The organism is Mesorhizobium neociceri, from assembly GCF_013520985.1.
GTDB lineage: Bacteria > Pseudomonadota > Alphaproteobacteria > Rhizobiales > Rhizobiaceae > Mesorhizobium > Mesorhizobium neociceri.
Map to the genome: position 1 here is coordinate 150,696 of NZ_JACDTY010000011.1, position 24,851 is coordinate 175,546.

Annotated in this window: 25 protein-coding genes and 1 pseudogene; 18 read left to right on the plus strand and 8 right to left on the minus strand. The window is 64.1% G+C overall.

The features are described from left to right. Positions 1–135: 135 nt before the first annotated feature. Entirely contained in the window at positions 136–2,649 is a 2,514-nt protein-coding gene (gene ligD / locus H0241_RS21925) for a DNA ligase D (protein WP_181059926.1), read from the minus strand. 12 nt (positions 2,650–2,661) lie between these two features. Next, entirely contained in the window at positions 2,662–3,528 is an 867-nt protein-coding gene (gene ku / locus H0241_RS21930; protein WP_181059927.1) for a non-homologous end joining protein Ku, read from the minus strand. 353 nt (positions 3,529–3,881) lie between these two features. Between ku and H0241_RS21935 the strand changes: the two genes are divergently transcribed. The 6 genes from H0241_RS21935 to H0241_RS35755 all read left to right on the plus strand — a co-directional run bounded on the left by H0241_RS21935 (position 3,882) and on the right by H0241_RS35755 (position 9,310). Further along, positions 3,882–4,022, plus strand: coding sequence for a hypothetical protein (locus H0241_RS21935; protein WP_023672040.1), 141 nt, complete (start codon positions 3,882–3,884; stop codon positions 4,020–4,022). 179 nt (positions 4,023–4,201) lie between these two features. Next, a complete protein-coding gene (locus H0241_RS21940) occupies positions 4,202–4,627 on the plus strand; it encodes a thiol-disulfide oxidoreductase DCC family protein (protein ID WP_181059928.1) in 426 nt (141 codons plus the stop codon). Positions 4,628–4,687: 60 nt separating this feature from the next. After that, the gene (locus H0241_RS21945) at positions 4,688–6,403 is read left to right on the plus strand and encodes an SDR family oxidoreductase (RefSeq protein WP_181059929.1); all 1,716 of its coding nucleotides are present in this window, start codon (positions 4,688–4,690) and stop codon (positions 6,401–6,403) included. A gap of 139 nt (positions 6,404–6,542) precedes the next feature. Continuing rightward, positions 6,543–6,917 (plus strand): YciI family protein, encoded by a 375-nt coding sequence (locus H0241_RS21950; RefSeq protein WP_181059930.1) that lies wholly within the window; start codon positions 6,543–6,545, stop codon positions 6,915–6,917. Beyond that, positions 6,914–8,161: an RNA polymerase sigma factor gene (locus H0241_RS21955; protein ID WP_181059931.1), complete on the plus strand. Its 1,248-nt coding sequence runs from the start codon at positions 6,914–6,916 to the stop codon at positions 8,159–8,161. The genes H0241_RS21950 and H0241_RS21955 overlap by 4 nt, the downstream gene beginning before the upstream one ends. Before the next feature lie 198 nt (positions 8,162–8,359). Further along, a complete protein-coding gene (locus H0241_RS35755; protein WP_181059932.1) occupies positions 8,360–9,310 on the plus strand; it encodes an NAD(P)-dependent oxidoreductase in 951 nt (316 codons plus the stop codon). A gap of 205 nt (positions 9,311–9,515) precedes the next feature. Here the strand turns inward: H0241_RS35755 and cysK are convergent, their stop codons facing one another. Together cysK and H0241_RS21970 are read right to left on the minus strand one after the other, a co-directional pair. Further along, positions 9,516–10,496, minus strand: a complete 981-nt coding sequence (gene cysK, locus H0241_RS21965) for a cysteine synthase A (protein ID WP_181059933.1) — start codon at positions 10,494–10,496, stop codon at positions 9,516–9,518. Between the two features lie 174 nt (positions 10,497–10,670). After that, positions 10,671–11,288: a LysE family translocator gene (locus H0241_RS21970; protein ID WP_181059934.1), complete on the minus strand. Its 618-nt coding sequence runs from the start codon at positions 11,286–11,288 to the stop codon at positions 10,671–10,673. Positions 11,289–11,509: 221 nt separating this feature from the next. Between H0241_RS21970 and H0241_RS21975 the strand changes: the two genes are divergently transcribed. After that, positions 11,510–12,460, plus strand: a complete 951-nt coding sequence (locus H0241_RS21975) for a hypothetical protein (RefSeq protein ID WP_181059935.1) — start codon at positions 11,510–11,512, stop codon at positions 12,458–12,460. Here H0241_RS21975 and H0241_RS21980 read toward each other — a convergent pair. From H0241_RS21980 to hrcA, 3 genes are all read right to left on the minus strand, one after another. Continuing rightward, on the minus strand, positions 12,439–13,782 hold the full coding sequence (locus H0241_RS21980) for a PQQ-dependent sugar dehydrogenase (protein ID WP_181059936.1): 1,344 nt from the start codon (positions 13,780–13,782) through the stop codon (positions 12,439–12,441). The two genes, H0241_RS21975 and H0241_RS21980, sit on opposite strands and share 22 nt — an antisense overlap. Positions 13,783–13,888: 106 nt before the next feature. Next, on the minus strand, positions 13,889–14,089 hold the full coding sequence (locus tag H0241_RS21985; protein WP_181059937.1) for a hypothetical protein: 201 nt from the start codon (positions 14,087–14,089) through the stop codon (positions 13,889–13,891). Positions 14,090–14,125: 36 nt separating this feature from the next. Beyond that, positions 14,126–15,211 carry a heat-inducible transcriptional repressor HrcA gene (hrcA, locus tag H0241_RS21990; RefSeq protein WP_181059938.1) on the minus strand — a complete coding sequence of 362 codons (1,086 nt, stop codon included), beginning with the start codon at positions 15,209–15,211 and terminating at the stop codon, positions 14,126–14,128. A 219-nt stretch (positions 15,212–15,430) separates the two neighbouring features. Between hrcA and rph the strand changes: the two genes are divergently transcribed. The 8 genes and pseudogenes from rph to H0241_RS22035 all read left to right on the plus strand — a co-directional run bounded on the left by rph (position 15,431) and on the right by H0241_RS22035 (position 20,868). Beyond that, positions 15,431–16,147, plus strand: coding sequence for a ribonuclease PH (rph, locus tag H0241_RS21995; protein WP_023672052.1), 717 nt, complete (start codon positions 15,431–15,433; stop codon positions 16,145–16,147). 193 nt (positions 16,148–16,340) lie between these two features. Continuing rightward, entirely contained in the window at positions 16,341–16,751 is a 411-nt protein-coding gene (locus H0241_RS22000; protein WP_181059939.1) for a VOC family protein, read from the plus strand. Beyond that, positions 16,751–17,398 (plus strand): RdgB/HAM1 family non-canonical purine NTP pyrophosphatase, encoded by a 648-nt coding sequence (gene rdgB / locus H0241_RS22005; RefSeq protein WP_181059940.1) that lies wholly within the window; start codon positions 16,751–16,753, stop codon positions 17,396–17,398. The genes H0241_RS22000 and rdgB overlap by 1 nt, the downstream gene beginning before the upstream one ends. A gap of 1 nt (position 17,399) precedes the next feature. Further along, complete coding sequence (gene hemW, locus H0241_RS22010) at positions 17,400–18,557, plus strand: radical SAM family heme chaperone HemW (RefSeq protein WP_181059941.1); 1,158 nt, start codon at positions 17,400–17,402, stop codon at positions 18,555–18,557. Between the two features lie 62 nt (positions 18,558–18,619). Continuing rightward, positions 18,620–18,943, plus strand: a complete 324-nt coding sequence (locus tag H0241_RS22015) for a low molecular weight protein tyrosine phosphatase family protein (RefSeq protein WP_181059942.1) — start codon at positions 18,620–18,622, stop codon at positions 18,941–18,943. A gap of 60 nt (positions 18,944–19,003) precedes the next feature. Then, a pseudogene (locus H0241_RS36460) lies at positions 19,004–19,117 on the plus strand (EamA family transporter); the annotation flags it as partial. A 472-nt stretch (positions 19,118–19,589) separates the two neighbouring features. Continuing rightward, positions 19,590–20,498, plus strand: coding sequence for a 16S rRNA (cytidine(1402)-2'-O)-methyltransferase (gene rsmI / locus H0241_RS22030; RefSeq protein WP_181059944.1), 909 nt, complete (start codon positions 19,590–19,592; stop codon positions 20,496–20,498). Beyond that, entirely contained in the window at positions 20,491–20,868 is a 378-nt protein-coding gene (locus H0241_RS22035; RefSeq protein ID WP_181059945.1) for a YraN family protein, read from the plus strand. Before rsmI ends, H0241_RS22035 begins: the two co-directional genes overlap by 8 nt. A 229-nt stretch (positions 20,869–21,097) precedes the next feature. Here H0241_RS22035 and H0241_RS22040 read toward each other — a convergent pair whose 3' ends face one another. Continuing rightward, the gene (locus H0241_RS22040) at positions 21,098–21,904 is read right to left on the minus strand and encodes an undecaprenyl-diphosphate phosphatase (RefSeq protein WP_181059946.1); all 807 of its coding nucleotides are present in this window, start codon (positions 21,902–21,904) and stop codon (positions 21,098–21,100) included. Positions 21,905–22,072: 168 nt separating this feature from the next. On the opposite strand from H0241_RS22040, the gene H0241_RS22045 reads away from it, so the two are divergent. From H0241_RS22045 to H0241_RS22055, 3 genes are read left to right on the plus strand one after another with little or no spacing between them, the layout of a single operon-like run. After that, entirely contained in the window at positions 22,073–22,765 is a 693-nt protein-coding gene (locus H0241_RS22045) for a glutathione S-transferase family protein (protein WP_181059947.1), read from the plus strand. Then, positions 22,746–23,900 (plus strand): tRNA epoxyqueuosine(34) reductase QueG, encoded by a 1,155-nt coding sequence (gene queG, locus H0241_RS22050; protein ID WP_181059948.1) that lies wholly within the window; start codon positions 22,746–22,748, stop codon positions 23,898–23,900. Before H0241_RS22045 ends, queG begins: the two co-directional genes overlap by 20 nt. Then, complete coding sequence (locus H0241_RS22055) at positions 23,897–24,799, plus strand: SDR family oxidoreductase (protein ID WP_181059949.1); 903 nt, start codon at positions 23,897–23,899, stop codon at positions 24,797–24,799. The genes queG and H0241_RS22055 overlap by 4 nt, the downstream gene beginning before the upstream one ends. The last annotated feature ends 52 nt before the right edge of the window (positions 24,800–24,851 follow it).

Genomic DNA, 24,851 nt, shown 5'->3' on the forward strand with positions numbered 1-24,851 from the left:
GGTATCGGCCGTCTCGCAGCGTCAGTGATTAGCGAAAGCCGAGGTGACATCCAATCTCCCCCCTTGAGGGGGAGATGTCCGGCAGGACAGAGGGGGGTGTGAAGGATCGCTACGTTCGTGAACGTCCGGGCTGGCTTACCCCCGCTTCAGCACCTTCGCCTGCTTGAAGAAATCCACCCACGGATCGGCCTTCTCCAATTGCTTCAACGTCGTCTTGCCACCGATCGGGAAGGAATTCGGCGCCAATCCCGTCTCGATCTCCGCCCACGTCACCGGGATCGACACCGTCGCCCCCTTCTTGGCGCGGGAAGAATAGGGCGCGACCGTCGTCGAGCCCCTGCCGTTGCGCAGATAGTCGACGAAGATTTTGCCGGTGCGCGCCTTCTTGGACAGCGTTGCCGTATAGCGGTCGGGCGCGGCCTGCTCCAGCGCCTTGGCGAAATCATGGGTGAACGTCTTGACCGCCTCCCAATCCGCCGAGGGTTTCAGCGGCACCAGCACGTGGTAGCCCTTGCCGCCCGACGGCTTGACGAAGTTCGGTAGCGACAATTCATCGAGCTTGCCTCTGATGTCGAGCGCCGCCCCGCGCACTGCCTTGACGTCGACGCCCTCGTCGGGATCGAGATCGAAGATGATCTGGTCCGGCTTTTCCAGTTCGTCGGTCTTGCAGCCCCAGATGTGAACCTCGACCACGCCATACTGGACCAGAGCGGCGATGCCGTCGAAATCCCGGATGAACAGGATTTCCTCGCCATCGGTCGGATCCTTCATGCGGGCGATCTTGTCGCTCATGCCGGCCGAGGCGTGTTTCTGGAAAAAGCGCGGTCCGCCAATGCCGTCCGGCGCCCTGACCAGGCTGAGCGGCCGGTTGACGACAAACGGCTCCATGCGCGGCCAGACCAGCGCGTAGTGCTCGAGCAAGGCCTGCTTCGATATCTTTTCGTCGGGCCACAGCAGCTTTTCGGGATGGGAGAGTTTCACGCTGGTGGTCATTGCCCCGGCTTTGGTCCCGGCAGCCTTGCCGGCGCTGCTTGCCGCCGGCTTTGCCTTGCTGTCGGCCTTCGATGGCTTTTCCTGCACGACTTCCTCCGCCGGCTTGTCCTCGCGCAGTCCCTGGAACGACGCATGGCGTATTATACGATCCGACGTCCAGCTGCGGAACTCCACTTCGCCGACAAGTTCGGGCTTGACCCAGACCAGGCCCTTGCCCTTCGGCACGGCGGCCGCGAAGGGCGAGGATTTGGCCTTCAGCGCATCGAGCTTTTTCTTCAGATCGGTGGCCCCCTTGACCGAAAAACCGGTGCCGACACGGCCGGCATAGTGGAGCTTGCCGCCTTCATGGTAGCCGACCAGCAGCGAACGCAACCCGCGCCCGGTCTTTTCCGATGGCAGATAGCCGCCGATGACAAACTCCTGGCACGCCGTGCATTTCGACTTCACCCAGCTCGGACCACGGCCGCCGCGATAGGGTGCATCGGCGCGCTTGGAGACGATGCCTTCCAATCCCATACGACAGGCATGCTGCAGCATGATCTTGCCGGGCTCGGCGAAATGATCGCTGAAGCGGACGGCGGCATTTTCGGCCGTCTCGCCAAGAAGCTCCTGCAGAGCCTGCTTGCGCTCGACCAGCGGTTCGCGGCGCAGATCCTTGCCGTCGAGCCGCATCAGGTCGAAGACGTAGTAGGTGAAGCGGTTGGTGCGATTGGCGGACAGATCCTGCTGCAGCAACGCGAAGGAAGAAACGCCGCTGTCGGCCAGCACGACGATCTCGCCATCGATGATGGCGTCGCTGCATTTCAGCTGGGCGAGTTCCGCAACGATCTCAGGGCCGAATTTCTCTGTCCAGTCGAGGCCGGTGCGGGTCAGCAGCCGCACCTCGGTGCCGGCGATTTGCGCCTGCATGCGGTAGCCGTCGAACTTGACTTCGTGCAGCCAATCCTTTCCCGGCGGCGCCTCGCGTTCCAGCGTCGCCAGCTGCGGCTCGATGAAATCGAGACGCTTGCCGCGCGCCGCTTTCGCTTTGCCAGCGGTGGCCGGCTTGTTGGAGTGCCAGACTTTCGGCTTCTTGCCGTCGGCGGTCTTGCCTTCCGCGACCTGCTCGATGGTCAGGCCCGATTTCACCGATTTCGGCGCGTCCTTCAGAATGTCCTCGCCGGGACGGGCGGCGGCATCGCCGGATTTGATCAGCAGCCAGTTGTCGCGCTTTTCTCCCGCGCGCGGTTTCAGCCGCACCAGATGCCACAGGCCGTTTAGTTTCTTGCCTTTGAGCTCGAAGGAGATGTGGCCTTTCTTCATCGCCTTGGCGGGGTCGATCTCGGGCGTCCACGTGCCTTCGTCCCAGACGATGACGGTGCCGCCGCCATACTCGCCCTTGGGGATGGTGCCTTCGAAGGGTGCATAGTCGATCGGGTGGTCCTCGACATGCACGGCCAGCCGCTTTTCGTGCGGATCGAGGCTTGGGCCGCGCGTCACCGCCCAGCTCCACAAGACGCCGTCATGCTCAAGGCGGAAGTCGTAGTGCAGCCTGGTCGCGTCGTGCTTCTGGACGACGAAGATGCCACCGGCGTGCTTGCCGCGCGTGACCTTGCCGGCAGGCTCGGCGGTTTTCTTGAAATCGCGCTTGGAGTGATATTGTTCGAGGCTGGCCATGGACGCCGTCCCTCACGCCGATTTGCGCTTGGGCGCGGCAGCTTTCGCCTTGGCGCGTTTGGCCGCCGGCCTGGCCTTGCTGGCCGCGCCTTTCGCCGCGCCGCCATCCGACAGGCTCTTCTTCAGCGCGTCGAACAGATTGACCACGTTGGACGGCTTGGGTGCGGCCTGTGGCTTCGGCGCCTTCTTGCCGGCCTTCTTGGCGCGGATCAGTTCGAGCAGCGCGTCCTCATACTTGTCCTCGAATTTCGACGGATCGAACTTGGCCTTCTTCTTGTCGATGATGAGTTCGGCCAGATCGGTCATTTCCTGGTCGGTCTTCACCGCCTTGATCTCACCGAAGACGGTCTCCGGCTGGCGCACCGTGTTGTCATAGCGCAAAGTTGTCAGCACCATGCCCTTGCCGAGCGGCTCGATGACCACCGGACGTTCTCTGGCGTAGAGCACGATCCGCGCCAGCCCGGCCATCTTCTTGCCAGCCATGGCGTCGCGGATGACGGCAAAGGCTTCCTCCGACACCTTGTCGGCCGGCGCGACATAATAGGGCGTGTCGAGATAGATCTGCTGGATCGAGGCTTTGTCGACGAAGCCGTCCAGCGCCATGGTGTGCGACGACTCGATCTGCACCGCGGCGATCTCGTCTTCCTCGATATGGACGAAATCGCCGTCGTCCAGTTCATAGCCTTTGATCTCGTTGCCTTCGTCGAGCGGCTTGCCGGTTTCGGCATCGACATAGATGCGCTTGACCGTGTTGCCGGTCTTGCGGTTCAGCACCCGGAACGAGACCTTTTCGGTGTGGGTGACGACGTTCGTCAATTCCACGGCGCAGGTGACCAGCGACAGTTTCAGATAGCCCTTCCAAGCGGGGCGAGGTGCCATGGCAAAACTCCTGCGCGATGCGATTCAAGCGAGAACGGGCCAAGCCCGTTCCGGTTCCGGGCGCTGCTAAGGGCTTTTCAGCCGTGCGCACGGAAATTTCGCAGGGCTCGCCGAAATTGAAACAGAACCGCGCCCAAGCGACATCCAGACGAAACATATGTGATGCAAAAGTCACAATGCCGGAAATGGCGACGAGCCACACCGAAAGACCCCGACAAAGCCGCATTCCGGCCATGAAGCATGGGGTTTTCGACCAAAGATTAACATCGTGTTCACCGACTATTCACGCCTCGACGCTATGATCCCCGCAATCGGACGGGACATCCGAAAATCGGGACAGGGACTTAAGTAAAATGAAATTCTGGGGCCACATCGCCGGCTACGCCGCCGCCATCCGCGAGTTCATCGCGCCGACCTATCGGCCGGAGCGCTACTACATGCGCGGCCCAGGCCCGGCCTGCGCCCGTCGTGGCAGTTCGCTCGGCGCGCATTGATCATGACGTTCGAAAGCCGTCACGACAGCCGGATCTGCAGACCGGGCGCCGACCACCGCGCAACCACCTATCGCGCCGAGCGCCCCGCGCTGGCCGCGAGAAGCCGTGCGACAACGCCGCGGCTTTGATCCCGCTGCCGGCAGGCTTAGTGTCGCCTGACATGAGCCGCCGGATGTCCCGTGACTTCTTCTCCTGAACCCTTCGATGCCAGCCAACCGTTGATCGTTTTCGATGGCGTCTGCGTGCTGTGCTCGGGCTTCGTGCGCACGGTGGTCAGGCTCGACCGCAAAAACGGCTTCCGCTTCGCCACCGCGCAGTTGCCTTTCGGCGAGGCGCTGTTCCACAAATACGAACTGCGCACCGACAGTTACGAGATCAATCTGGTCCTCATCGGTGCCGCGCCCTTCATGCGGCTGGACAGTTTCATTGCCGTGATGGCCGAGCTCGGCTGGCCATGGCGGGCGGCGAAAGCCCTGCTGCTCATACCGCGCCCTTTGCGCGACTGGCTCTACGAACGCATCGCCAAAAACCGCTACGCCATCTTTGGCAGCAAGGACAGTTGCGAGATCCCGTCCGCAGCGATGCGTGCGCGGATGATTGGCTAAGCCCATGCCCAAAGGTGACCTCGGTTTTGGGAAAACGACAGGCATGGAGGCGATAGCACGATGAGGCTTCTGGTCGTCGGCGGCTATGGCATTTTCGGCGGCCGCGTCGTGCACTTGCTGGGAAGCGAGCCGCGCCTGACGCTGATCGTCGCCGGACGCTCGCTGGCCAGGGCCGAAGCCTGGTGCAAAACCCGCACCGGCGCGGCGGCGAAGCTGGTGCCGGCGCGCTTCGATCGCGATGGCGACCTCGCGGCACAGCTCTGCGCACTCAAGCCCGATTGCGTCGTCGATGCCAGCGGTCCGTTCCAGGCCTATGGCGCGGACCGCTACCGGCTGATCGAGGCCTGCATCGCGCAAGGCATCAATTATCTCGACCTCGCCGATGGGTCGGACTTCGTCGCCGGCGTCTCCGCGTATGACGACGCGGCGCGCAAGGCAGGCCTGTTCGTGCTGTCGGGCGTGTCGAGTTTCCCGGTGCTGACCGCGGCGGTCGTGCGTCGTCTCTCCGCCGACATGGCGCGGGTCGATACGATCCGCGGCGGTATCGCGCCGTCGCCCTATGCCGGCGTCGGCGAAAACGTCATCCGCGCCATTGCCGGCTACGCCGGGCAGCCGGTCGAACTGAAGCGCGACGGCGACAAGGCGCAAGGCCATCCGCTCACCGAGCAGATGCGCTACACCATCGCGACGCCGGGCAAGCTGCCGCTGAAGAGCACGCTTTTTTCTCTGGTCGACGTGCCGGATTTGCGCGCGCTGGAAGAACTGTGGCCGCAGGCCAAAACCATTTGGATGGGTGCCGGGCCGGTCCCCGAAATCCTGCACCGCGCCCTGATCGGCCTTGCCTGGCTGGTGCGGATCGGACCGGTGCGGTCGCTGTTACCGCTGGCGCCGTTGATGCACTGGGCGTCGAACCGGCTGCGCTGGGGCGAACATCGCGGCGGCATGTTCGTCGCGGTGGAAGGAACCGGCAAGGCTGGCGAACCGGTCAAACGCTCCTGGCACCTGCTGGCCGAAGGCGATGACGGGCCGCTGATTCCGGCCATGGCGGTCGAGGCGCTGGTGCGCAGGACGCTGGCCGGACAGGCGCCGGTGCCGGGCGCGCGAGCGGCGGTGCGTGACCTCGATCTCGACGACTATCAGGCACTGCTTGCCAGCAAGACGATCCATTCCGGCTTCAGGGACGACACCGCCGACGTCGAAAAGCCGCTTTATCCTGGAGTGGTCGGCGACGCCTGGCATGATCTGCCCGAAGAAATCCGCGCCATGCATGAGCGCGTGGGAACAGCCGAAGGACGCGGCAGCGTTGAGCGCGGCGCGGGAATTCTTAGCCGGCTATCTGGCTGGCTGGTTGGATTTCCTCCCGCCAGTGCCGACGTACCGGTCCATGTCCGCTTCGATGCTGGCAAGGATGGTGAGACCTGGACGCGAACGTTCGGCGCACAGGCTTTCGCCAGCGACCAGTTCACCGGCCGAGGCCGGTCGCAGCGGCTGTTGTGCGAGCGCTTCGGTCCGCTGAGCTTCGCCATGGCCCTGGTTGCCGAAGACAACCGGTTGTCGCTGGTGCTACGCCGCTGGAGCTTTCTCGGCGTGCCGCTGCCAATGTGGCTCTGCCCGCGCTCGACCTCCTATGAGAGCGTCGAGGACGGCCGCTTCCGCTTCCATGTAGAGATTTCGCATCCGCTCACCGGCATGATCGTGCGCTATCGCGGCTGGCTGGAACCAGCCGACTCGCAAGGCTCCAGACAACCCCAGGAGTCTGTCGCGCTGGGCAATTAACGCCATCGGCAAGCCAGCGTCCTTGCGCAATACGCCGCCAGGGACGAAGATTTTTCCAGCGCCTGTCGAAATCGGGTGAGGCCGCGCGACATACGTTCGGCCCGCAACGATGCGGCCCTGAAAAACACGGGAGATAACCATGCAGTACCTGCTTCTCATTTATGGAAACGAAGCCGCAATGGCCGCCGCACCGAAGGAGGCGGCAATCCAGATGAGCGCCGCCTATGGCGCCTACACCGAAGCGATGAAGAAGGCCGGCGTGTTCTTGGCCGGGGAGCGGTTGAAGCCGACGAAGATAGCGACCACTGTGCGGGTGGCCGGCGGCAAGACCAATGTGATTGATGGCCCCTATGCCGACACCAAGGAGCAGCTCGGTGGCTACTATTTGATCGAGGCGCCCGACATGGACGCGGCGATCTCGTGGGCGGCGCGCTGTCCGGGTGCCGGCACCGGCACGATGGAAGTGCGGCCGATCTGGCCGATGGCAGAATACATGCCAGCATACACTGCGTGACAGCCGGTAGACCAGACACTGCACGGGCGGCGGCGGAAGCTGCTGCCCGGCAGAGCTACGGCAAGCTGGTTGCCTATCTCGCCGCGCGCACGCGCGACGTGGCTGGCGCCGAAGACGCGCTGGCCGATGCCTTTGCTGCAGCCCTTGAACGCTGGCCGCGGACCGGCGTGCCGGAAAAGCCGGAAGCCTGGTTGCTGGCGGTGGCGCGGCGGCGCAGCATCGACGCGGTCAGACGCCGGCTCACCAGCGAGGCGGGCCGCGACCACCTCAAGCTGATCGCCGAGGAGATGGAGGCGCGCATGACCGACGAAGACCTGCCTGACGAGCGGCTGCGGCTGATGTTTGCCTGCGCCCATCCGGCGATCGAGGCCGGCGTGCGGGCACCGCTAATCCTGCAGACCGTTCTGGGCTTCGATGCGGCAACGATCGCTTCGGCCTTCCTGGTGTCGCCGGCGACGATGAGCCAGCGCCTGGTGCGCGCCAAATCCCGCATCCGCGAGACCAGCATCCCGTTCCGTGTGCCGGAGCGGGCCGAGCTCGGCGAGCGGCTGGACACGGTGCTGGAGGCGATCTATGCCGCCTTTGCCGAAGGCTGGTCCGACCCGGCCGGCACCGAAACGCGAGGGCGTAACCTGGCCACCGAAGGCATCTGGCTCGGCCGGCTGGTCGCCTCGCTGATGCCGGACGAACCGGAGGCGCTGGGGCTGCTGGCGCTGATGCTGTTTGCCGAAGCGCGGCGTGCGGCCCGGCGCAATGCCGCCGGGGACTATGTGCCACTGGCCGAGCAGGATCTTGCGCTGTGGGACGATGCCTTGATCGACGAAGCGGAGGCTTTGCTCAGATGTGCCGCCGGCAAAGGCGTCATCGGCCGCTACCAGCTTGAGGCGGCCGTGCAATCCGCCCACACGACACGGCGGCTGACCGGCCGGACCGACTGGATGGCAATCCGGGAGCTTTACGATGCATTGTCGGTGATTGCCGGTTCGCCCGTGGTGGCGATCAACCGCGCGGTGGCGATTGCCGAGGCCGAAGGTGCTGCGGCGGGATTGGCGGCGCTTTACGTGCTGGGTGACGACAAGCGGCTTGACGACTACCAGCCCTATTGGGCGGCCCGCGCCGGTCTGCTGGCCAGGCTCGGCAACATACCGCAGGCCAGCGAGGCCTATGACCGGGCGATCGGCCTCGAGCGCGACCCGGCTGTACGCCGCTTCCTGCAAGGAAAGCGCGCGGCGCTCCGAAATTGAGCGGCGGGAGATAGAGCCTCGAAGCCGGCAATTCGCTCAGGCCGAGTACGGCCTCCGCAACGAAGCCGCCGCCCGGACACGTATAAACGCCATTCTGCCGGGTCTGGTATTGCAACTGGTGCCAGTCTGCGCAAACCTCAGCCTCAACAGACCGGTCATCCGGCGGATGCCTGATTACCTGAACCTGGGAGGGGCGAAGTGTTCGGCGGGCCCATTACCGTTCTGATGGTCAATGAGTATCCTGACTACATTGATGCACGAGTATGGGCTGCTGAGTTGAAAACCCGTGTGCCGCAGCTGGAGTTCAGGCTTTGGCCAGACGCCGGGAACAAAAGGGACATAGATATTGTGCTGATCGACAAGGGCGCCAGTCCTGGCTTTTTTGACGCCATGACGGGGCTAAGCGCCGTCGTCTATTTGGGGGCCGGTGTCGAAGGTATTGATCTTCAGAGCTTTCCCAAGGGTGTTCCGCTTATCAGGCTCGCAACGCGTGAGCAGGCTTCGGAAGTGGTGCAGTACATCGTCCTTCGCGTTCTCTGCCAGCAACGGCATGTTGCGGACTACATGAGTCTGCAAGCCCGCAAGTCCTGGACTCCTCTCGCGCCGCGGAAGATTTCCGAGACAAAGATTGTTGTGCTGGGTGCGGGCCGGATCGGTGGCTGGGCCGCAAAGCTGTTTGCGGACCTGGGTTACGACACGGCAGTCTGGTCTCGGCATCGAAAGACGCTTCCTGGTATACATAGCTACATTGGCCGTGCCCAGCTTGCGGACGCACTCACAAGTCGGGACTACGTTATCTGTTCACTTCCCCTGACTGGTGACACTCGTGGGATACTGAACGCCAGTGCCTTTGGAGAAATGAAGCGAGGTGCCTACCTTGTGAATGTCGGCAGGGGCGCGCATGTCAACGAAGCCGACCTGATCCGCGCTCTCGACGAAGGCCAGCTTTCTGGTGCTTGTCTTGACGTGTTTGAGCGTGAACCGCTGGAAGCTTCATCGCCGTTGTGGACTCATCCCAAGGTGACCATCACACCTCATGTCGCGAGCTTCTGGATGGATTCTGGAATCGACCAGGCCGCCGATCTCTGCGGTCAAGTCGCAAGAGGAGAGCCTCTGTCCAACAAGATCGACCTCGAACGGGGTTATTAAATCGAACTAGGCTCCGATCTTCATGAAGCGCGGACATCAGCGCGTGCTTCCCCGCCTAATGCATCAGGTCCGAATCTCTCGAGCCTCTGGCCGCCGAAGGTCAACGTCCCTCCACCTTCGGCAGCTTTCACGCACCGGAAGCAGCGGCCTCGCTCAAGCAGGGTCGCCGCCGCCACGGACGCTTTTTCAGCAAGTTCAGCCGGAACTAGGCGCCAAGCCCGTCGAACAAAATCGTCGACAGATAGCGCTCGGCGAAGGACGGGATGATCACCACCAGGTTCTTGCCCTTGTTCTCCGGCCGCGAGCCGACGACGATGGCCGCCTGCAGGGCGGCGCCCGACGAGATGCCGACCGGCACGCCTTCGAGGCGGGCGACGAGGCGGGCATTGGCGACCGAATCCTCGTTGGAGACCTTGACGATCTCGTCATATATCGAGGTGTCGAGGATCTTTGGCGCGAAGCCGGCACCGATGCCCTGGATCTTGTGCGGGCCGGGCTGGCCGCCCGACAGCACCGGCGAGGCCTCCGGCTCGACGGCGACGACATGCACCGAAGGCTTGCGCTGCTTCAGCACCTGGCCGACGCCGGTGATGGTGCCGCCGGTGCCGATGCCGGCGACGAAGATGTCGACGCCGCCATCGGTGTCGTTCCAGATCTCCTCGGCGGTGGTGCGGCGGTGGATCTCCGGATTGGCCGGGTTTTCGAATTGCTGCGGAATGACGGCGTCAGGCAAGGTGGCGGCCAGTTCGTCGGCCTTGGCGATGGCTCCTTTCATGCCTTTCGGACCTTCGGTCAGCACCAGTTCGGCGCCGAGCAGCGCCAGCATCTTGCGGCGCTCCACCGACATGGTTTCGGGCATGGTCAGGATCAGCTTGTAGCCCTTGGCAGCGGCGGCGAAGGCGAGCGCGATGCCGGTGTTGCCGGAGGTCGGCTCGATCAGCGTCGTCTTGCCGGGCTTGATGCGGCCCGACGCTTCCAGCGCCTCGATCATCGAAACGCCGATGCGGTCCTTGACCGAAGCGATCGGGTTGAAGAATTCGAGCTTGGCCATAAGGTTGGCAACGACCCCCTTCTCCTTGGCGAATTTGTCGAGCCGCACCAGCGGCGTGTCGCCGATCGTCTCGGTGATCGAATTGTAGACGCGGCCGCGGCCGGGCACGCGCGGCGAAGAGACGGGCTTGTTCATTGGTTTCGCTCCCAAGTCAGGCAATTGGCATCGGCGGACAGAATAGGGCTTTCGATCGCGCAAGATAGGCTGCCGGCCGAAAATATCGAGTGGGGCGCTTGCTGAAAACGCCTGCCCTCCGGAAACGCATTTCCCGGATGGCCCGATTGGCGGAATGGATTGGCTGAAACCGATCTATTGGCGGGCCGCAATGGCTGCCGCTGCACCCACCATGAAGCCGGCGGCGGTGCGGTTCAGTGCCTTCAGCGCGCGTGGCGATTTCAGGAACCAGCGCGCCTTGGCGGCCAGCGCCAGATAGGGCACCAGCACGACGAAGAGCACGATGACGGTGAGCGCGACCAGGATGCCGTAGTCGGCGAGCGTGATGGTCTTCAGGTCGACGATGGTCGGCGTGATGGCGAGGTAGAAGATCATCGTCTTCGGATTGCCCAGCGTGACCGTGAGGCCGGCAAGGAAGCTCGATGCCAGACCACCCTTGCCTTTCCTGGCCTCGACAGTCTCGGGCGTGATCCCTGCGGTCCAGAAACGCCAGCCGAGGAAGGCGAGATAGGCGACGCCCAGCCATTTGATGGCGAGAAAGACCATGCCGAAGGTCTGCGCGACAAAGGCAAGACCGAGCACTATGGCAGTGAGATAAATGAGGTCGCCGAGCATCAGGCCGAACGACATGGCCAGCGATGAGCGGAAGCCGGAGCCGAGTGCCCGCGCCACAAGCGCGGTGACGCCGGGGCCGGGAATGGCGGCGGCGATGCCCAACGCAGCGCTATAGGCGAGAAAGCCGGTGAGGGTCATGACGGTTGCACCCCGTGAACGGCCCCTGATGCCATGAAAGCCCCCAAGGGTAAAACGGATTCGATTGCGCCAGCAGGATCGGGCGGTCGTCAGGGCGCGGTCAAAAACGAGAGATGGTTCACTTACGCAGCGGCGAAGAGCGGCTATCCCCCGTCCGCCCACCGCACGTTGCAATCCCTCTTAGCTGCGCTCTTGCGCGGTTACACCGGCAGGAGCCAGCCATGCTAGCGAAACGACTTCACATCCAGCTCATGCAATGGATGCCCAACAACTATTCCGAAGCGTGCGGTCACGTCCACGAGCTGGAATGGTATCTGTGGTTCGAAGGGCGGCAGGCTTTCAGCCTGTTCGACAAAGGACCGAGCGATGTCGTTCCGCTTCCCGGAAACTTCAACGACGACGCCCATCCCGGCGTCAGCGCCTTTCGTCCGATGATCTATCCGCTGGTCGTCAACAACCGCTTCAAGGTGCGGCTGGTGGCGATCGAGCGCGATGGGCCGCAATGGCTCGACCCCGACGACACTGCCAAGGGCGAATTCTACATCGACCTCGACACCAAATATCCGCCGGTTTCCGACTGGCGCATCATTGCTTCCGATCCGCGCAACACCACGCTCAGCGTAGAAGCGTCGTTCCAGCTGCAATGGCTGGACTATGTCGACACCAATGAGATCCCCGATACCGGCGTGCCGCGCATCATCGACAAGTCCAACTATCCATATCCGTGGGGAGCTAATGTGATGGTGTTCGAGCACTGGCTCGGGCTTGGCCGCAAGGCAGCGCTCAAGCTTGTCGACCAGAACCGCGCATCGCGCCGCGAATACTGGATGATCAATGGCAATGCGGCCCGGCGCATGGTGCAGGACGTCTATCGCTTCAACGTCAACCAGCTGGGCGTCGCCAATGACACGATCAGCAGTCTCTACGTGCCGAAGCTCACTGCCGGCCACGTCACGGTGACGCTTTACGAACACGATTTCGGTGACAGCCGCTTCGCGCAAGGCGCCAGGAAGGGCTTCGGCTCGGTCGGCCTCTTCAATCTCAGGGATGCCGGTTTCGATGACCGCGTTTCATCGGCGGAGGTGGTTCACACCTATCCCAAGGTGATACATCGGGACGTGCCTAGAGCCGAATTGCGCTATTCGCCGGCTCAGGACGGCCCGTCGACATGAGTGATGCGCCAGATCGTGCCGTTGGCGTCCTCGGTGACGATGAGCGCACCGTCCTTGGCCACCGCGACGCCGACCGGTCGGCCCCAGACGGCGTCGTCGGAGAGGACGAAGCCGGTGATGAAATCCTGATATTCACCGGTCGGCTTGCCATCGCTGAATTTCAGCCGCACCACCTTGTAGCCGGTACGCACACCGCGGTTCCATGAGCCGTGCAGGGCGACGAAGGCGTCGCCCTTATACTCTGCCGGAAAGTTGCCGCCGTCGTAGAAGGCGATGTTGAGCGGCGCCGAATGCGCCTGCATCAGCACGTCGGGCACGGTGACCGAGCCGGCGAGGTCAGGCCGCGCGCCCTTGTGGCGCGGATCCTCATTGGCGCCGATATAGTACCAGGGCCAGCCATAGAAGGCCCCGTCCTTGACCGTGGTGGCATATTCGAACGGCACATTGTCACCCAGCCCGTCACGCTCGTTGACGACGCACCACAGGGCGCCGGTTGCCGGCTGCACGGTCATGCCCGAACAATTGCGCAGACCGGTGGCGAGGATGCGGCCATTCTTGCCGTCCGGCTCGAAGGCGAGCACATCGGCGCGACCGTCCTCCTCGCCCCATGCGGTACCCAGCGGCATGGATTTGGCCCAGGCGTCAAGGCCGCCATCCGGTTCCTTCTCTATGCCCTCGGCGACATTCGATCCGGAGCCGACCGAAAGATACAGCGTCTTGCCGTCGGGCGAGAAGGCGATGTCGCGGGTCCAGTGGCCACCAGAGGGGATGTTGGAGACGATCGTCTCCGCCTCGCCTGAGGCTTTCAGGTCGCCGTCGCGATAGGCGAAGCGGACCACGCTGTCGTTGTTGGCGACATAGATCCATTGCGGCTTGTCGCCCGGCGGGTAGAACGCGATCCCATAGGGCTGGTTGAGATCGCCGGCGAAAATGCCGTCCTCGGCGGGCTTGGCGCTGTCCTTGGCCAGTCGATAGACGCGGATCTGGTTGGCATCGCTGTCGGCGACGAACAGATCGCCGTTCGGCGCCACGCGCACGACGCGCGGATTGGCGATGCCGGACGCGATCAATTCGGCCGTGAAGCCTGGCGGTAGAACGGGCTTGGCGCTTTCGGGCCGATCGCCGAGGCCGGCGCCGTTGGATGCGGATTCGGTGAGATAGGGCTTTTGCAGATCATCCGGCTTGATCAGCCGGCGCACGCCCGGTCTGTCGGCGTTCCAATCGCCGAAGGCGGCTTTGCCGGTCAGTAACGGCTGGTCCTGCGCAAAGGCACTGGTGGCCAGAAGCAGGGCAAGGCCCGCCAAGCCGGCAATCCGGATCATGTTGTTCTCCTCGAATTCACGCCGGTCGGCGCGTCATGCACAGAGGAGATATTGTGCGTGTGCCGCAAAAGAGAAGCGTACGGGCACAGATTCAAGGTAGAACCGCTTAACTTTCCTCTTCGACGTCCAAATCGTCATCGAGACGCTTTTCCAGCTTCACGAGATCGTCCGGCAGCGGCAGGCCCATGGCGCGCATTTCGCGGAGTTTTTCGCGCAGCTGCTCCTGGATTTCGTGCTCGTCCTCGGGCTGGTTGACCATTTCCTCGAGCAGCATACTGATCTGGGCCTTGAACGATTCAAGCGCCATTCTGCGCCCTCCTTTGCGGTGATCCCGGCTTTGGAATTATCTCAGCATCCGGGTGATCAATTGGGCAGTGTAGTCGACCATCGGCACGATGCGGGCATAATTCAGCCTGGTCGGGCCGATGACGCCGAGCGCGCCGACGACGCGGGCGTCCTTGTCGCGGTAGGGCGCCACCACCAGCGACGAGCCGGAAAGCGAAAACAGCTTGTTTTCCGAGCCGATGAAGATGCGCACGCCGGGGCCGTCCTCGGCGAGATCGAGCAGCTGGATCAGCCCGTCCTGCGTCTCCAGATCCTCGAACAGGTGCCGCAGCAGTTCGATATCGGCCTGGGCGGTGACGTTTTCGAGCAGGTTGGCGCGGCCGCGCACGATAAGGCGCGCCGGCAGGCCGCTGTCGGCGCCGGCCCACACCGCCAGACCTTTCTCGACCAGATCCTGCGACAGCGTGTCGAGGGCGGCCCTGGTCTCGTCCTTGATGCGGGCGATCTCGATGCGCGCCTCGGCCAGCGTGCGGCCGCGGATATGGGCGTTGAGGAAGTTGGAGGCTTCGTGCAGCTGCGAGACGGTGATGCCGGCCGGCAGGTCGACGACGCGGTTCTCTACATCGCCGTTCTGCGACACCATCACGGCCAGCGCCTTGGTCGGCTCGAGCTGGATGAACTCGATGTGCTTCAGCGCCACCTCGTTCTTGGTGGCGAGCACCAGGCCGGCGCCGCGCGACATGCCTGACAACATCTGGCTGGCCTCGGTCAGCATGTGTTCCAGCGTCGCGCCCGAGCCGGAGGCGCGCACCTGCGCCTCGATGACGCGGCGCTCCTCGTCGGAGAGATCGCCGAGCTCCATGAAGGCATCGACGAAGAAGCGCAGGCCGGTCTGCGTCGGCAGGCGCCCGGCGGAGATATGCGGGGCATAGATCAGGCCGAGATGCTCGAGGTCGCTCATCACATTGCGGATGGTGGCCGGCGACAGCGACGACGGCAGGATGCGCGACAGGCTGCGCGACCCCACAGGCTCGCCGTCCTTCAGATAGGAATCGACGATGCGCCGAAAAATGTCGCGCGAGCGCATGTCGAGCGACTGCAGCGCGGGCGCCAGCATACTGGGTTCGGTGACTGCCTTGGTCATTCGAGCCAAAAACCTCCGCCACAAGGATATAGACTTCCATCGCCCCCGCGCAACCCGGCGTCGCTCTTGCGATCGCCAGGTGCCGCTCTTGCGGTCACTGGTGCCGTGTTTGCGGTCACTGTGCCGCGCATGCACTCCGGGCCATTTTCCTTTGCGCCATGGCCTGCATGCGTCTACAAGCCGCCGACGCAACCGCAAAAAGAACAGAAAGAGGCCTCGATGCGCCCTTCCAAACGCCAAGCCGACGAAATGCGCGCCATCTCCTTCGAGCGCGGCGTGTCGAAGCACGCCGAAGGCTCATGCCTGGTGAAATTCGGCGACACGCATGTCCTTTGCACGGCGAGCCTGGAGGAAAAGGTGCCGGGCTGGATGCGCAATTCCGGCAAGGGCTGGGTGACGGCCGAATACGGCATGCTGCCGCGCTCGACCGGCGAACGCATGCGCCGCGAAGCCTCGGCCGGCAAGCAAGGTGGCCGCACGCTGGAAATCCAGCGCCTGATCGGCCGCAGCTTGCGCGCCGTTGTCGACCTGCAGGCGCTGGGCGAACAGCAGATCACCGTCGACTGCGACGTCATCCAGGCCGATGGCGGCACCCGCACGGCCTCGATCACCGGCGGCTGGGTGGCGCTCTACGACTGCCTGCGCTGGATGGAAGCACGGCAGATGGCCAGCGTTGCCAAGGTGCTGAAGGATCATGTCGCGGCGATTTCCTGCGGCATCCATGACGGCCAGCCGGTCATCGACCTCGACTATATCGAGGATTCGTCCGCCGGCACCGACGCCAATTTCGTCATGACCGGCAAGGGCGGCATCGTCGAAATCCAGGGCACCGCCGAGGGCGAGCCGTTTTCGGAAGGGCAGTTCGCGGAGCTGATGGGCCTGGCCAAGAAGGGCATCCAGAGGCTGGTGAGTTTGCAGCAGATGGCTGTGGCCTGATTGAATTTACTGCGATGACGTCGGCGCGATACACCCCCCTCTGCCCTGCCGGGCATCTCCCCCTCAAGGGGGGAGATTGGATGTCATCTCGGCCTTCGCCAATCTCCAACGTTGCAGAATGGGCGGCCGCGACGAAGCTGCTAATCTCCCCCCTTGAGGGGGAGATGTCCGGCAGGACAGAGGGGGGGGCCTCGTGACGCCCTCTGCTATCCTTGAGTCGGCCCTCTACGTCACAGACCTCGCGGCCGCCGAAGCCTTCTACCGGGACGCCCTCGGCCTCGACCTCCTCGGCAAGGTCGACGGCCGCCATCTCTTCTTCCGCTGCGGACCCGGCGTGCTGCTGATCTTCAACGCCGAGGCGACCAAGGTGCCGCCGTCGCCGGATGCGCGGCTGAAGGTGCCGCCGCACGGCACGGTCGGCGAGGGCCATCTCTGCTTTGCCGCGAGTGCGGATGACCTCCCGCGCTGGAAGGCACAGCTTGAGGCGAAGAACATCGCTGTCGAAAGCGAATTCGAATGGCCGCAGGGCGGACGCTCGATCTACATACGCGACCCCTCGGGCAATTCGATCGAATTCGCCGAGCCACGGATCTGGGGCCTTTGATGCATTCTCTCGATGGAAAGAAGATCGTCGTCGCCAGCCACAATGCGGGCAAGCTACGCGAATTCGCCGATTTGATGGGTCCGTTCGGCTTCGAGGCGAAGTCGGCCAAGGAATACGGCCTGCAGGAGCCGGACGAGACCGGCACCACTTTCGAGGAAAACGCCTACATCAAGGCCTTTGCCGCGGCCCAAGCGACCGGCCTGCCGGCGCTGTCGGACGATTCCGGCCTGTGTGTCGATGCGCTCGACGGCGCGCCCGGCGTCTATACCGCCAACTGGGCCGAAACCCCGGAAGGCGCTCGCGATTTCGGCATGGCCATGCAGCGCACCGAAGTGGCCTTGCAGGAAGTCGGCGCCGCCCAACCTCAGCAGCGCAAGGGTCGCTTCGTCGCCGTCATTTGCCTGGCCTTCCCCGATGGCGAGGCCGAATATTATCGCGGCGAGGCCGAGGGAACGCTGGTGTGGCCGCCGCGCGGCGAGCTCGGCTTCGGCTACGACCCGGTGTTCCTGCCAGACGGTTTCGACAAGACTTTTGGCGAGATGAGCGCCGAGGAAAAGCATGGCTGGAAGCCCGGCCAGGCAATCGCGCTGTCGCACCGCGCCCGCGCTTTCCAGAAATTCGCCCGCGCCAGACTTGGTTCGGCCTGAGATGTTGGCCGACCGCACCCCTGGCTTCGGCGTCTACATCCATTGGCCGTTCTGCGTGGCCAAATGCCCGTATTGCGACTTCAACAGCCATGTCCGCCACCAGCCGGTCGACCAAGAACGCTTTGCCCGCGCCTTCGAGACCGAGCTGAAGACGATGCGCGAGCGCACCGGGCCACGCGAGGTGACCAGCATCTTTCTCGGCGGCGGCACACCGTCGCTGATGCAGCCGCAGACGGTGGCGGCGGTGCTGGACGCCGTGGCGAAGAACTGGACGGTGCCCGATGGCATCGAGGTGACGCTCGAAGCCAACCCGTCCTCGGTCGAGGCCGAGCGTTTTCGCGGTTATCGCGCCGCCGGTGTCAACCGGGTGTCGCTCGGCGTGCAGGCGCTGAACGACAAGGATTTGCGCTTTCTCGGCCGGCTGCACAATGTCGACGAGGCGCTGCATGCGATCGGGCTCGCCCGCGAAATCTTTCCGCGCCTCTCCTTCGACCTGATCTACGCCCGTCCCGGCCAGACGCTGGACGCATGGCAGGCGGAGCTTGAACAGGCGATCGGTCACGCCGCCGACCATCTGTCGCTCTACCAGCTGACCATCGAGGAAGGCACGCCGTTCTATCAGCTGCACGCGGCGCACAAATTCACCATTCCCGACAATGACCAGGCGGCCGATCTCTATGCGCTGACGCAGGAGGTCACCGCAGCGCATGGTCTGCCGGCCTACGAGATCTCCAACCATGCCAGGCCGGGCGCCGAGAGCCGGCATAATCTGACCTATTGGCGCTATGGCGAATATGTCGGCGTCGGGCCGGGCGCGCATGGCCGCTTCATCGAGAACGGCCATCGCACGGTCACCATCGCCGAGCGAATGCCGGAGACCTGGGCCAATCTGGTCGAGGCCAAGGGCCATGGCGTCACCGGCGGCGAGGTTTTGACGCGCTCGGAAGAGGCCGACGAGTTCCTGCTGATGGGGCTGCGGCTGGCCGAAGGCATCGACCTTTCCCGCTACGAGGCGTTTTCCGGGCGCGGCCTGTCGAGCGCGCGACTGACCGTGCTGCAAGACGAGGGGCTGGTGGCGCCGATCGGTAATGCCAGGCTGCGCGCCACGCCGGCCGGCATGATCGTGCTCGACGCCGTGGTCGCGGATTTGGCGAGATAGCTAAGCATGATCCCGAAAAGTGGAAGCCGGTTTTCGGATAAGATCATGCTCGAGCAAAAGTCTTGAAGAATGTGCTGTTCGTCTGCAGCCAGAACCGCTTGCGCAGCCCGACCGCCGAGCAGGTGTTTTCCAAACGCAGGGATATCGAGGTGGCCTCGGCCGGCACCAACCACGATGCCGACACGCCGTTGACGCATGAGCTGGTGACGTGGGCCGATATCATATTCGTCATGGAAAAGGCGCACCGCGCCAAGCTGCAGAAGAAATTCAAGGCAAGCCTGAAGAAGGCGCGGGTGATCTGCCTCGACATCCCGGATGATTACGAATTCATGGATCCGGTGCTGGTGCGAGTGCTGGAAGTGAACGTGTCGCGATATCTGGGCTGAGAGGCGCCGCGAATGGGTGCCCCGCCTTCGAGGATTGTTCTCGCCAATTGCGAAAGGTCAGGCGTCGTGCTTGTGGCGGTGTTTGGCGCGATCTTTCTCGGCGAGCGGCTGACCGGCGTGAACCGGCTTGGCATCGGCCTTGTCGCGGCGGACGCTGTGCTGGTCGTTCATCGGATGTGGCGGAGCGCCCTCGCGAGCGCTTTTGGTTTCAAGACGGGTGATGAAGATATCGAAGCGGTTGGGCATCGTCCGGTCAGTGCTCCGTCGTGCTTTCGGTGTCGATCTCGATTTCGGTGCGGGCCTCGGCGAGCACACGGCGCAGAAGCCGCTTTCCAGCTTCCCTGCGGATAGCCTCGTCCCGGGCTTCAGCGGATTGGCTTTGTCGCGCGGCGCGGCAAAGCGCTTGTGGCCGGCATAATAGGGCTCGAAAACGTCCTGCAGTTTCAGGCTTTCCATCCTGTCCTCCTCCTCAAGAGACTCAGGCATTCAATCCGCTGGCCACGGTTTCGTTCCCTACTATGGCAAAGACATGGCGGCCGGATTACATCCGCGTGAGATTTGGGGACGTGAGGTTCGGGCCCGGACGCCAGGCGTTTTGCAACCACGCCTGCGCCGTGCCAAACAGGGCTGAACGGAGATGTGAGCGGTGACCGGCGAAAAACGCAGCTATGTGATCGGCCAGACCGAGATGCCTGCGCGGCCGCTCGAGCCGGCGCTGTATCTGGTGGCGACGCCGATCGGCAATCTCTCCGACATCACGCTGCGCGCGCTGGAAACGTTGGCCGCCGCCGACATCGTCGCCTGCGAGGACACCCGCGTCTCGCGCGTGCTGCTCGACCGCTACGGCATCCGCCGCCGCACCACCGCCTATCACGAACACAATGCCGGCGAGGCCGGGCCGAAGCTGATCGCAGCGCTCGAAGCCGGGCAGAGTGTGGCGCTGATTTCGGACGCCGGCACGCCGCTGATCTCCGATCCCGGCTACCGGCTGGTCGGTGAGGCGCAGGAGCGCGGCCTGCGCGTGGTGCCGATCCCCGGACCGTCGGCGCCGCTGGCGGCGCTGACGGCGTCCGGCCTGCCGTCCGACGCCTTCCTGTTCGCCGGATTTTTGCCGGTGAAATCAGGGCAGCGGCTGACCAAGCTGGAGACGTTCAGGGCGGTTCCCGCAACGCTGATCTTCTTCGAATCGCCGCGCCGGCTGGCCGAGACGCTGGTCGCCATGGTCGAGAAGCTGGGCGGTGAGCGGAAAGCCGCCGTCGGCCGCGAGTTGACCAAGACCTTTGAGGAAATGCGCACCGGAACGTTGCAGGGGCTGGCCGATCACTATGCGGCGGCCGACACGCCGAAGGGCGAGATCGTCATCTGCGTCGGGCCGGCCCAGGCCAGAGCGGACGAACCCGCCGACATCGACCGACTGCTTTTGTCGCTGGCCGCCGAAATGCCGGCGTCGAAGGCGGCGGCGGAAGCGGCGAAAATGACTGGCGGGCAGAAACAAGCCCTCTACCGACGGTTGCTTGAACTCAGGGATGCCGTTGGAGAAGGCGAAGGTGGCTGAGCGCCCAAGCGCCAGCCGCCAAAAGGCCTATCGGCGCGGCCATCGCGGCGAATGGCTGGCGGCAGCGGCGCTGATGCTGAAGGGCTATCGGATACTCGCGCGCCGCCATCGCACACGCTTCGGCGAGATCGACCTCATCGCCAGGCGCGGGGATCTGGTGCTGTTCGTCGAGGTCAAGGCGCGGCGCACGCTGATGGAGGCCATGGAGGCGATCGGTCATGAATCGGAGCGGCGCATCGAGGGCGCGGCCGACCTCTGGCTGTCGCGGCAGCCGGATTACGGAAAACTGTCGATGCGTTTCGACATGGTGGCGGTGCTGCCCTGGCGCTGGCCGGTGCATGTCGAGAATGCATTTTATGGGAGAAATTAGCGGGATCGCTGAGCGATCCCGGCGAGACGACAGCGGGACAGCGCCCCCCTCTGGCCTGCCGGCCATCTCCCCCACTTGGGGGGAGATCAGCTGTCGCCTCGGCTTTCGTCAATCACCGACGTTGCAGGAAAAGCGCCGCCAGCCGGGCCGCTAATCTCCCCCCTCGTGGGGGAGATGTCCGGCAGGACAGAGGGGGGCGCGAAGGAACTCGACGAACCGAGTAGGGGGCTCACCCCCAAACCATCAACGCCACCAGCCCGACGCCACCCACCACCAGGCGCCACCAGCCGAACAGCGAGTAGCCGTTGCGCGAGACGTAATCGAGCAGGAGGCGGACGACGAACAGCGCGGTGACGAAGGCGGCGACGAAGCCGATGGCGATGATCGGCAGGTCGGCGGTGGTCAGCACGTTGCGGTTCTTGAACAGGTCGAAGGCGAAGGCGCCGACCATGGTCGGGATGGCGAGGAAGAAGGAGAATTCCGCCGCCGCGCGCTTGTCGACGCCCAGAAGCAGCGCACCGACGATGGTCGAACCGGAGCGCGACGTGCCGGGGATCAACGACAGGCACTGGAACAGGCCGATCTGCAGATAGAGCCGGGTCGGGAAGCGCTCGACGTCGCGGTAGACCGGCTGCAGCTTCATGCGGTCGACGACCAGCAGCACGACGCCGCCGATGATCAGCATGATGCAGATCAGCCTTGGCGATTCGAACAGCACCGTCTTGATGAAATCATGCGCCAGCGCGCCGATGACGGCCGCCGGCAGGAAGGCGATCAGGATGCCGAGGACGAAATGCCGCGTCAGCCGGTCGTGCGGCAGATCGAGCAGCATCTGCCACAAGCGGCGGAAATAGACGCTGAGGATCGCCAGGATGGCGCCGAGCTGGATCAGGATCTCGAAGGCCTTGCCGGTGGAATGGAAGCCAAGAAAATGGCCGGCGAGCAGGATATGGCCGGTGGAGGACACCGGGATGAACTCTGTCAGCCCCTCGAGCAGGCCGAGCAGCAGGGCTTCGACAATGGTGTGGCTATCCATGGCAACCTCGGCATTCAAGTGACGGAAGGAAGCGGCTTGCAAATGGCTTGCTTGTCACGGCGTGGAAGTCCCCCTATAGGTCGCAACACCGTGACGGCCGCATGACGGGCCGCCAAGACTTACCGGTGCGCCCTGCGATTCGCCAGTGCGCTGAATTATCGCGGAACCATGCTGACGCTTTTCCATCACCCGATGTTCGCCACTTGCCGCTTCGTTCGCCTCGCCTTCGGCGAGTATGGCGAGGAGCTGGCGCTGATCGAGGAAAAGCCGTGGACGCGGCGCAAGGAGTTTCTGGCGCTGAACCCGGCCGGCACCTTGCCGATCCTGCTCGCCGAGGGCGACGTGCCGATCGTCGGCGCCATGGTCATTGCCGAATATCTCGACGAGACGCGCGGTGTCTTGAAGCGCGACAAGAGGCTGTTTGCCGAAGACCCGATGCAGCGCGCCGAAATCCGCCGGCTGACCGACTGGTATCTCAACAAGGCCGAAGGCGAAGTGACCAGGCATCTGGTGCGCGAGCGCGTGCTGAAGCCGGTGATGCCGGAAACGGCGGGCGGCGGTTCGCCCGATTCGGCGGCGATCCGCGCGGCGCGCGCCAACATCCGCCAGCATATGAAATACACCAATTGGCTGGCCGGCACCCGCCACTGGCTGGCCGGCAGCAAGGTGACCTATGCCGACCTCGCGGCGGCGGCGGCGCTGTCGGTGCTGGATTATCTCGGCGAGATCGACTGGCGCGAGCATGCCGCCGCGCGCGAGTGGTACACGCGGGTGAAGTCCAGGCCCTCGTTTAGGCCGCTGCTCTCCGACCGGGTGCGCGGCCTGTCGCCGGTATCGCATTATGCGGACCTCGACTTCTAAAAGCCAAACCTTGCGCGCGCTGGTCGACGCCGAGGCGCGGCGCGCCGGCTTCGATGCTGTCGCCGTCACCACACCCGATGCCATCCCGCTGGCGCCGGCCAGATTGGCCGAATTCGTCGCCGACGGGTTTCACGGCTCGATGGCCTGGATTGCCGAAACGCTCGAACGCCGCAGCGAACCCTCGACGCTGTGGCCGGACGTGCACTCGATCATCGTGCTGGCGATGAATTACGGACCGGACCACGATCCGCGTGCGCTGCAGGCAAGGCGCGATCGCGGCGCGATCTCGGTCTATGCGCAAAACCGCGACTATCACGAGGTGATGAAAGGCCGGCTGAAGGAGATCGCCGGCAAGATCGTGGCGCGGGCCGGCGGCGACGTGAAGGTTTTTGTCGATACGGCGCCGGTGATGGAAAAGCCGCTGGCTGAGGCCGCCGGGCTCGGCTGGCAAGGCAAGCACACCAATCTGGTCAGCCGCGAGCACGGCTCCTGGCTGTTTCTCGGCACCATCTTCACCACGGCGGAACTGACGCCGGACAAAGCGGACGAGGACCATTGCGGCTCCTGCCGCGCCTGTCTCGATGCCTGCCCGACCGATGCCTTTCCGGCGCCCTACCGGCTTGATGCCAGGCGCTGCATCTCCTATCTCACCATCGAGAGCAAGGGGCCGATCCCGCGCGAATTCCGCGAAAAGATCGGCAACCGCATCTATGGCTGCGACGATTGCCTCGCCGCCTGCCCGTGGAACAAGTTCGCACGCGCCGCCTCGGAGGCGAAGCTTGCAGCCCGCGCGGATTTGCGCGAGCCGCCGTTGGCCGAGCTGTTGCAACTGGACGACGCGGCGTTCCGGTCTTTCTTCTCGGGCTCGCCGATCAAGCGCATCGGCCGCGACCGTTTTGTCCGCAACGTGCTGACCGCCGCCGGCAATTCCGGTGATTTCTCGCTGGCTGGCCCGGTTCGCGCCTTGCTGAGCGATCCGTCGCCGCTGGTGCGCGGCGCGGCGGTGTGGGCGCTGGCGCGGCTGGTGCCGGAAGCTGAATTCAGCGAACGGGCCGCGATTTGCTTGAAAACCGAAATCGACGCGACGGTGCGCGACGAATGGCTGTCCGCATTGCCTATCGAGGCACATGCATGAACGAAAAGCAGATTTTCATCTTCGGCGCCGGCTATTCGGGCAAAGCGTTTGCCCGAGCGAACACAGATGCCGTGCCGATTTTCGGCACCACGCGCTCGGCCGAGAAATTCGAAGCGCTGCGCCAGGCAGGCATCGCGCCGCTGCTGTTCGACGGCGCGCTGACGGGCGAAATCGGCGATGCGCTGGAGAAAACCACCCACCTCGTTATCTCGGTGGCCCCGGAGGAAGCCGGTGACCCCGTGCGGAATGCGGCGCGCCAGGCGATTGCGGCGATGCCGGCGCTTGAATGGATCGGCTATCTCTCGACCGTTGGTGTCTACGGCAATTATGATGGTGCCTGGGTCGACGAGACGGCCGCATGCCGGCCCGTGTCGAAGCGCTCGGCCATGCGGGTGGCGGCCGAACAGGACTGGCTGGAGCTTGGCCGCGAGATCGGCAAGCCGGTGGCGATCCTGCGGCTTTCCGGGATTTACGGGCCAGGCCGCAACGCGCTGGTCAATCTGGAAAACGGCACCGCAAGGCGGCTGGTCAAGCCCGACCAGGTGTTCAACCGCATCCATTGCGACGATATCGCCGGCGCGCTCTGGCATCTCATTGGCGGCAATACAGGCGGCATTTTCAACGTTACCGATGACGAACCGGCGCCACCGCAGGATGTCGTCACTTATGCCGCTTCGCTGATGGGCGTTGAGCCCCCGCCCGAAATTCCTTTCGAGACCGCCCAACTTTCGCCCATGGCGCGGTCCTTCTATGGCGAGAACAAGCGCGTCGCCAACAAAGCGATCAAGGCGGCCGGATATCGTTTCCGCTTTCCGGATTACCGCAGGGCATTCGACCGGATGTGGGCCGACGGCAGCTGGCGTGACGGCGAGCCGCGCAGCCCGATGAAGGGTGGATAATCGAAACGCGGCGCCAAGCGTGGTATGATTCGGTGGGACCAGCGGCCTGCTG

Coding starts and splice junctions, on each gene's coding strand:
- rph (WP_023672052.1), top strand. CDS start 15,431: ATGCGCCCTTCCAAACGCCAAGCCGACGAAATGCGCGCCATCTCCTTC.
- H0241_RS22040 (WP_181059946.1), bottom strand. CDS start 21,904: ATGGATAGCCACACCATTGTCGAAGCCCTGCTGCTCGGCCTGCTCGAG.
- H0241_RS21945 (WP_181059929.1), top strand. CDS start 4,688: ATGAGGCTTCTGGTCGTCGGCGGCTATGGCATTTTCGGCGGCCGCGTC.
- rdgB (WP_181059940.1), top strand. CDS start 16,751: ATGCATTCTCTCGATGGAAAGAAGATCGTCGTCGCCAGCCACAATGCG.
- hemW (WP_181059941.1), top strand. CDS start 17,400: ATGTTGGCCGACCGCACCCCTGGCTTCGGCGTCTACATCCATTGGCCG.
- H0241_RS21950 (WP_181059930.1), top strand. CDS start 6,543: ATGCAGTACCTGCTTCTCATTTATGGAAACGAAGCCGCAATGGCCGCC.
- H0241_RS22055 (WP_181059949.1), top strand. CDS start 23,897: ATGAACGAAAAGCAGATTTTCATCTTCGGCGCCGGCTATTCGGGCAAA.
- H0241_RS21935 (WP_023672040.1), top strand. CDS start 3,882: ATGAAATTCTGGGGCCACATCGCCGGCTACGCCGCCGCCATCCGCGAG.
- H0241_RS21980 (WP_181059936.1), bottom strand. CDS start 13,782: ATGATCCGGATTGCCGGCTTGGCGGGCCTTGCCCTGCTTCTGGCCACC.
- ligD (WP_181059926.1), bottom strand. CDS start 2,649: ATGGCCAGCCTCGAACAATATCACTCCAAGCGCGATTTCAAGAAAACC.
- hrcA (WP_181059938.1), bottom strand. CDS start 15,211: ATGACCAAGGCAGTCACCGAACCCAGTATGCTGGCGCCCGCGCTGCAG.
- H0241_RS22045 (WP_181059947.1), top strand. CDS start 22,073: ATGCTGACGCTTTTCCATCACCCGATGTTCGCCACTTGCCGCTTCGTT.
- ku (WP_181059927.1), bottom strand. CDS start 3,528: ATGGCACCTCGCCCCGCTTGGAAGGGCTATCTGAAACTGTCGCTGGTC.
- queG (WP_181059948.1), top strand. CDS start 22,746: ATGCGGACCTCGACTTCTAAAAGCCAAACCTTGCGCGCGCTGGTCGAC.
- H0241_RS21975 (WP_181059935.1), top strand. CDS start 11,510: ATGCTAGCGAAACGACTTCACATCCAGCTCATGCAATGGATGCCCAAC.
- H0241_RS21970 (WP_181059934.1), bottom strand. CDS start 11,288: ATGACCCTCACCGGCTTTCTCGCCTATAGCGCTGCGTTGGGCATCGCC.
- cysK (WP_181059933.1), bottom strand. CDS start 10,496: ATGAACAAGCCCGTCTCTTCGCCGCGCGTGCCCGGCCGCGGCCGCGTC.
- H0241_RS21985 (WP_181059937.1), bottom strand. CDS start 14,089: ATGGCGCTTGAATCGTTCAAGGCCCAGATCAGTATGCTGCTCGAGGAA.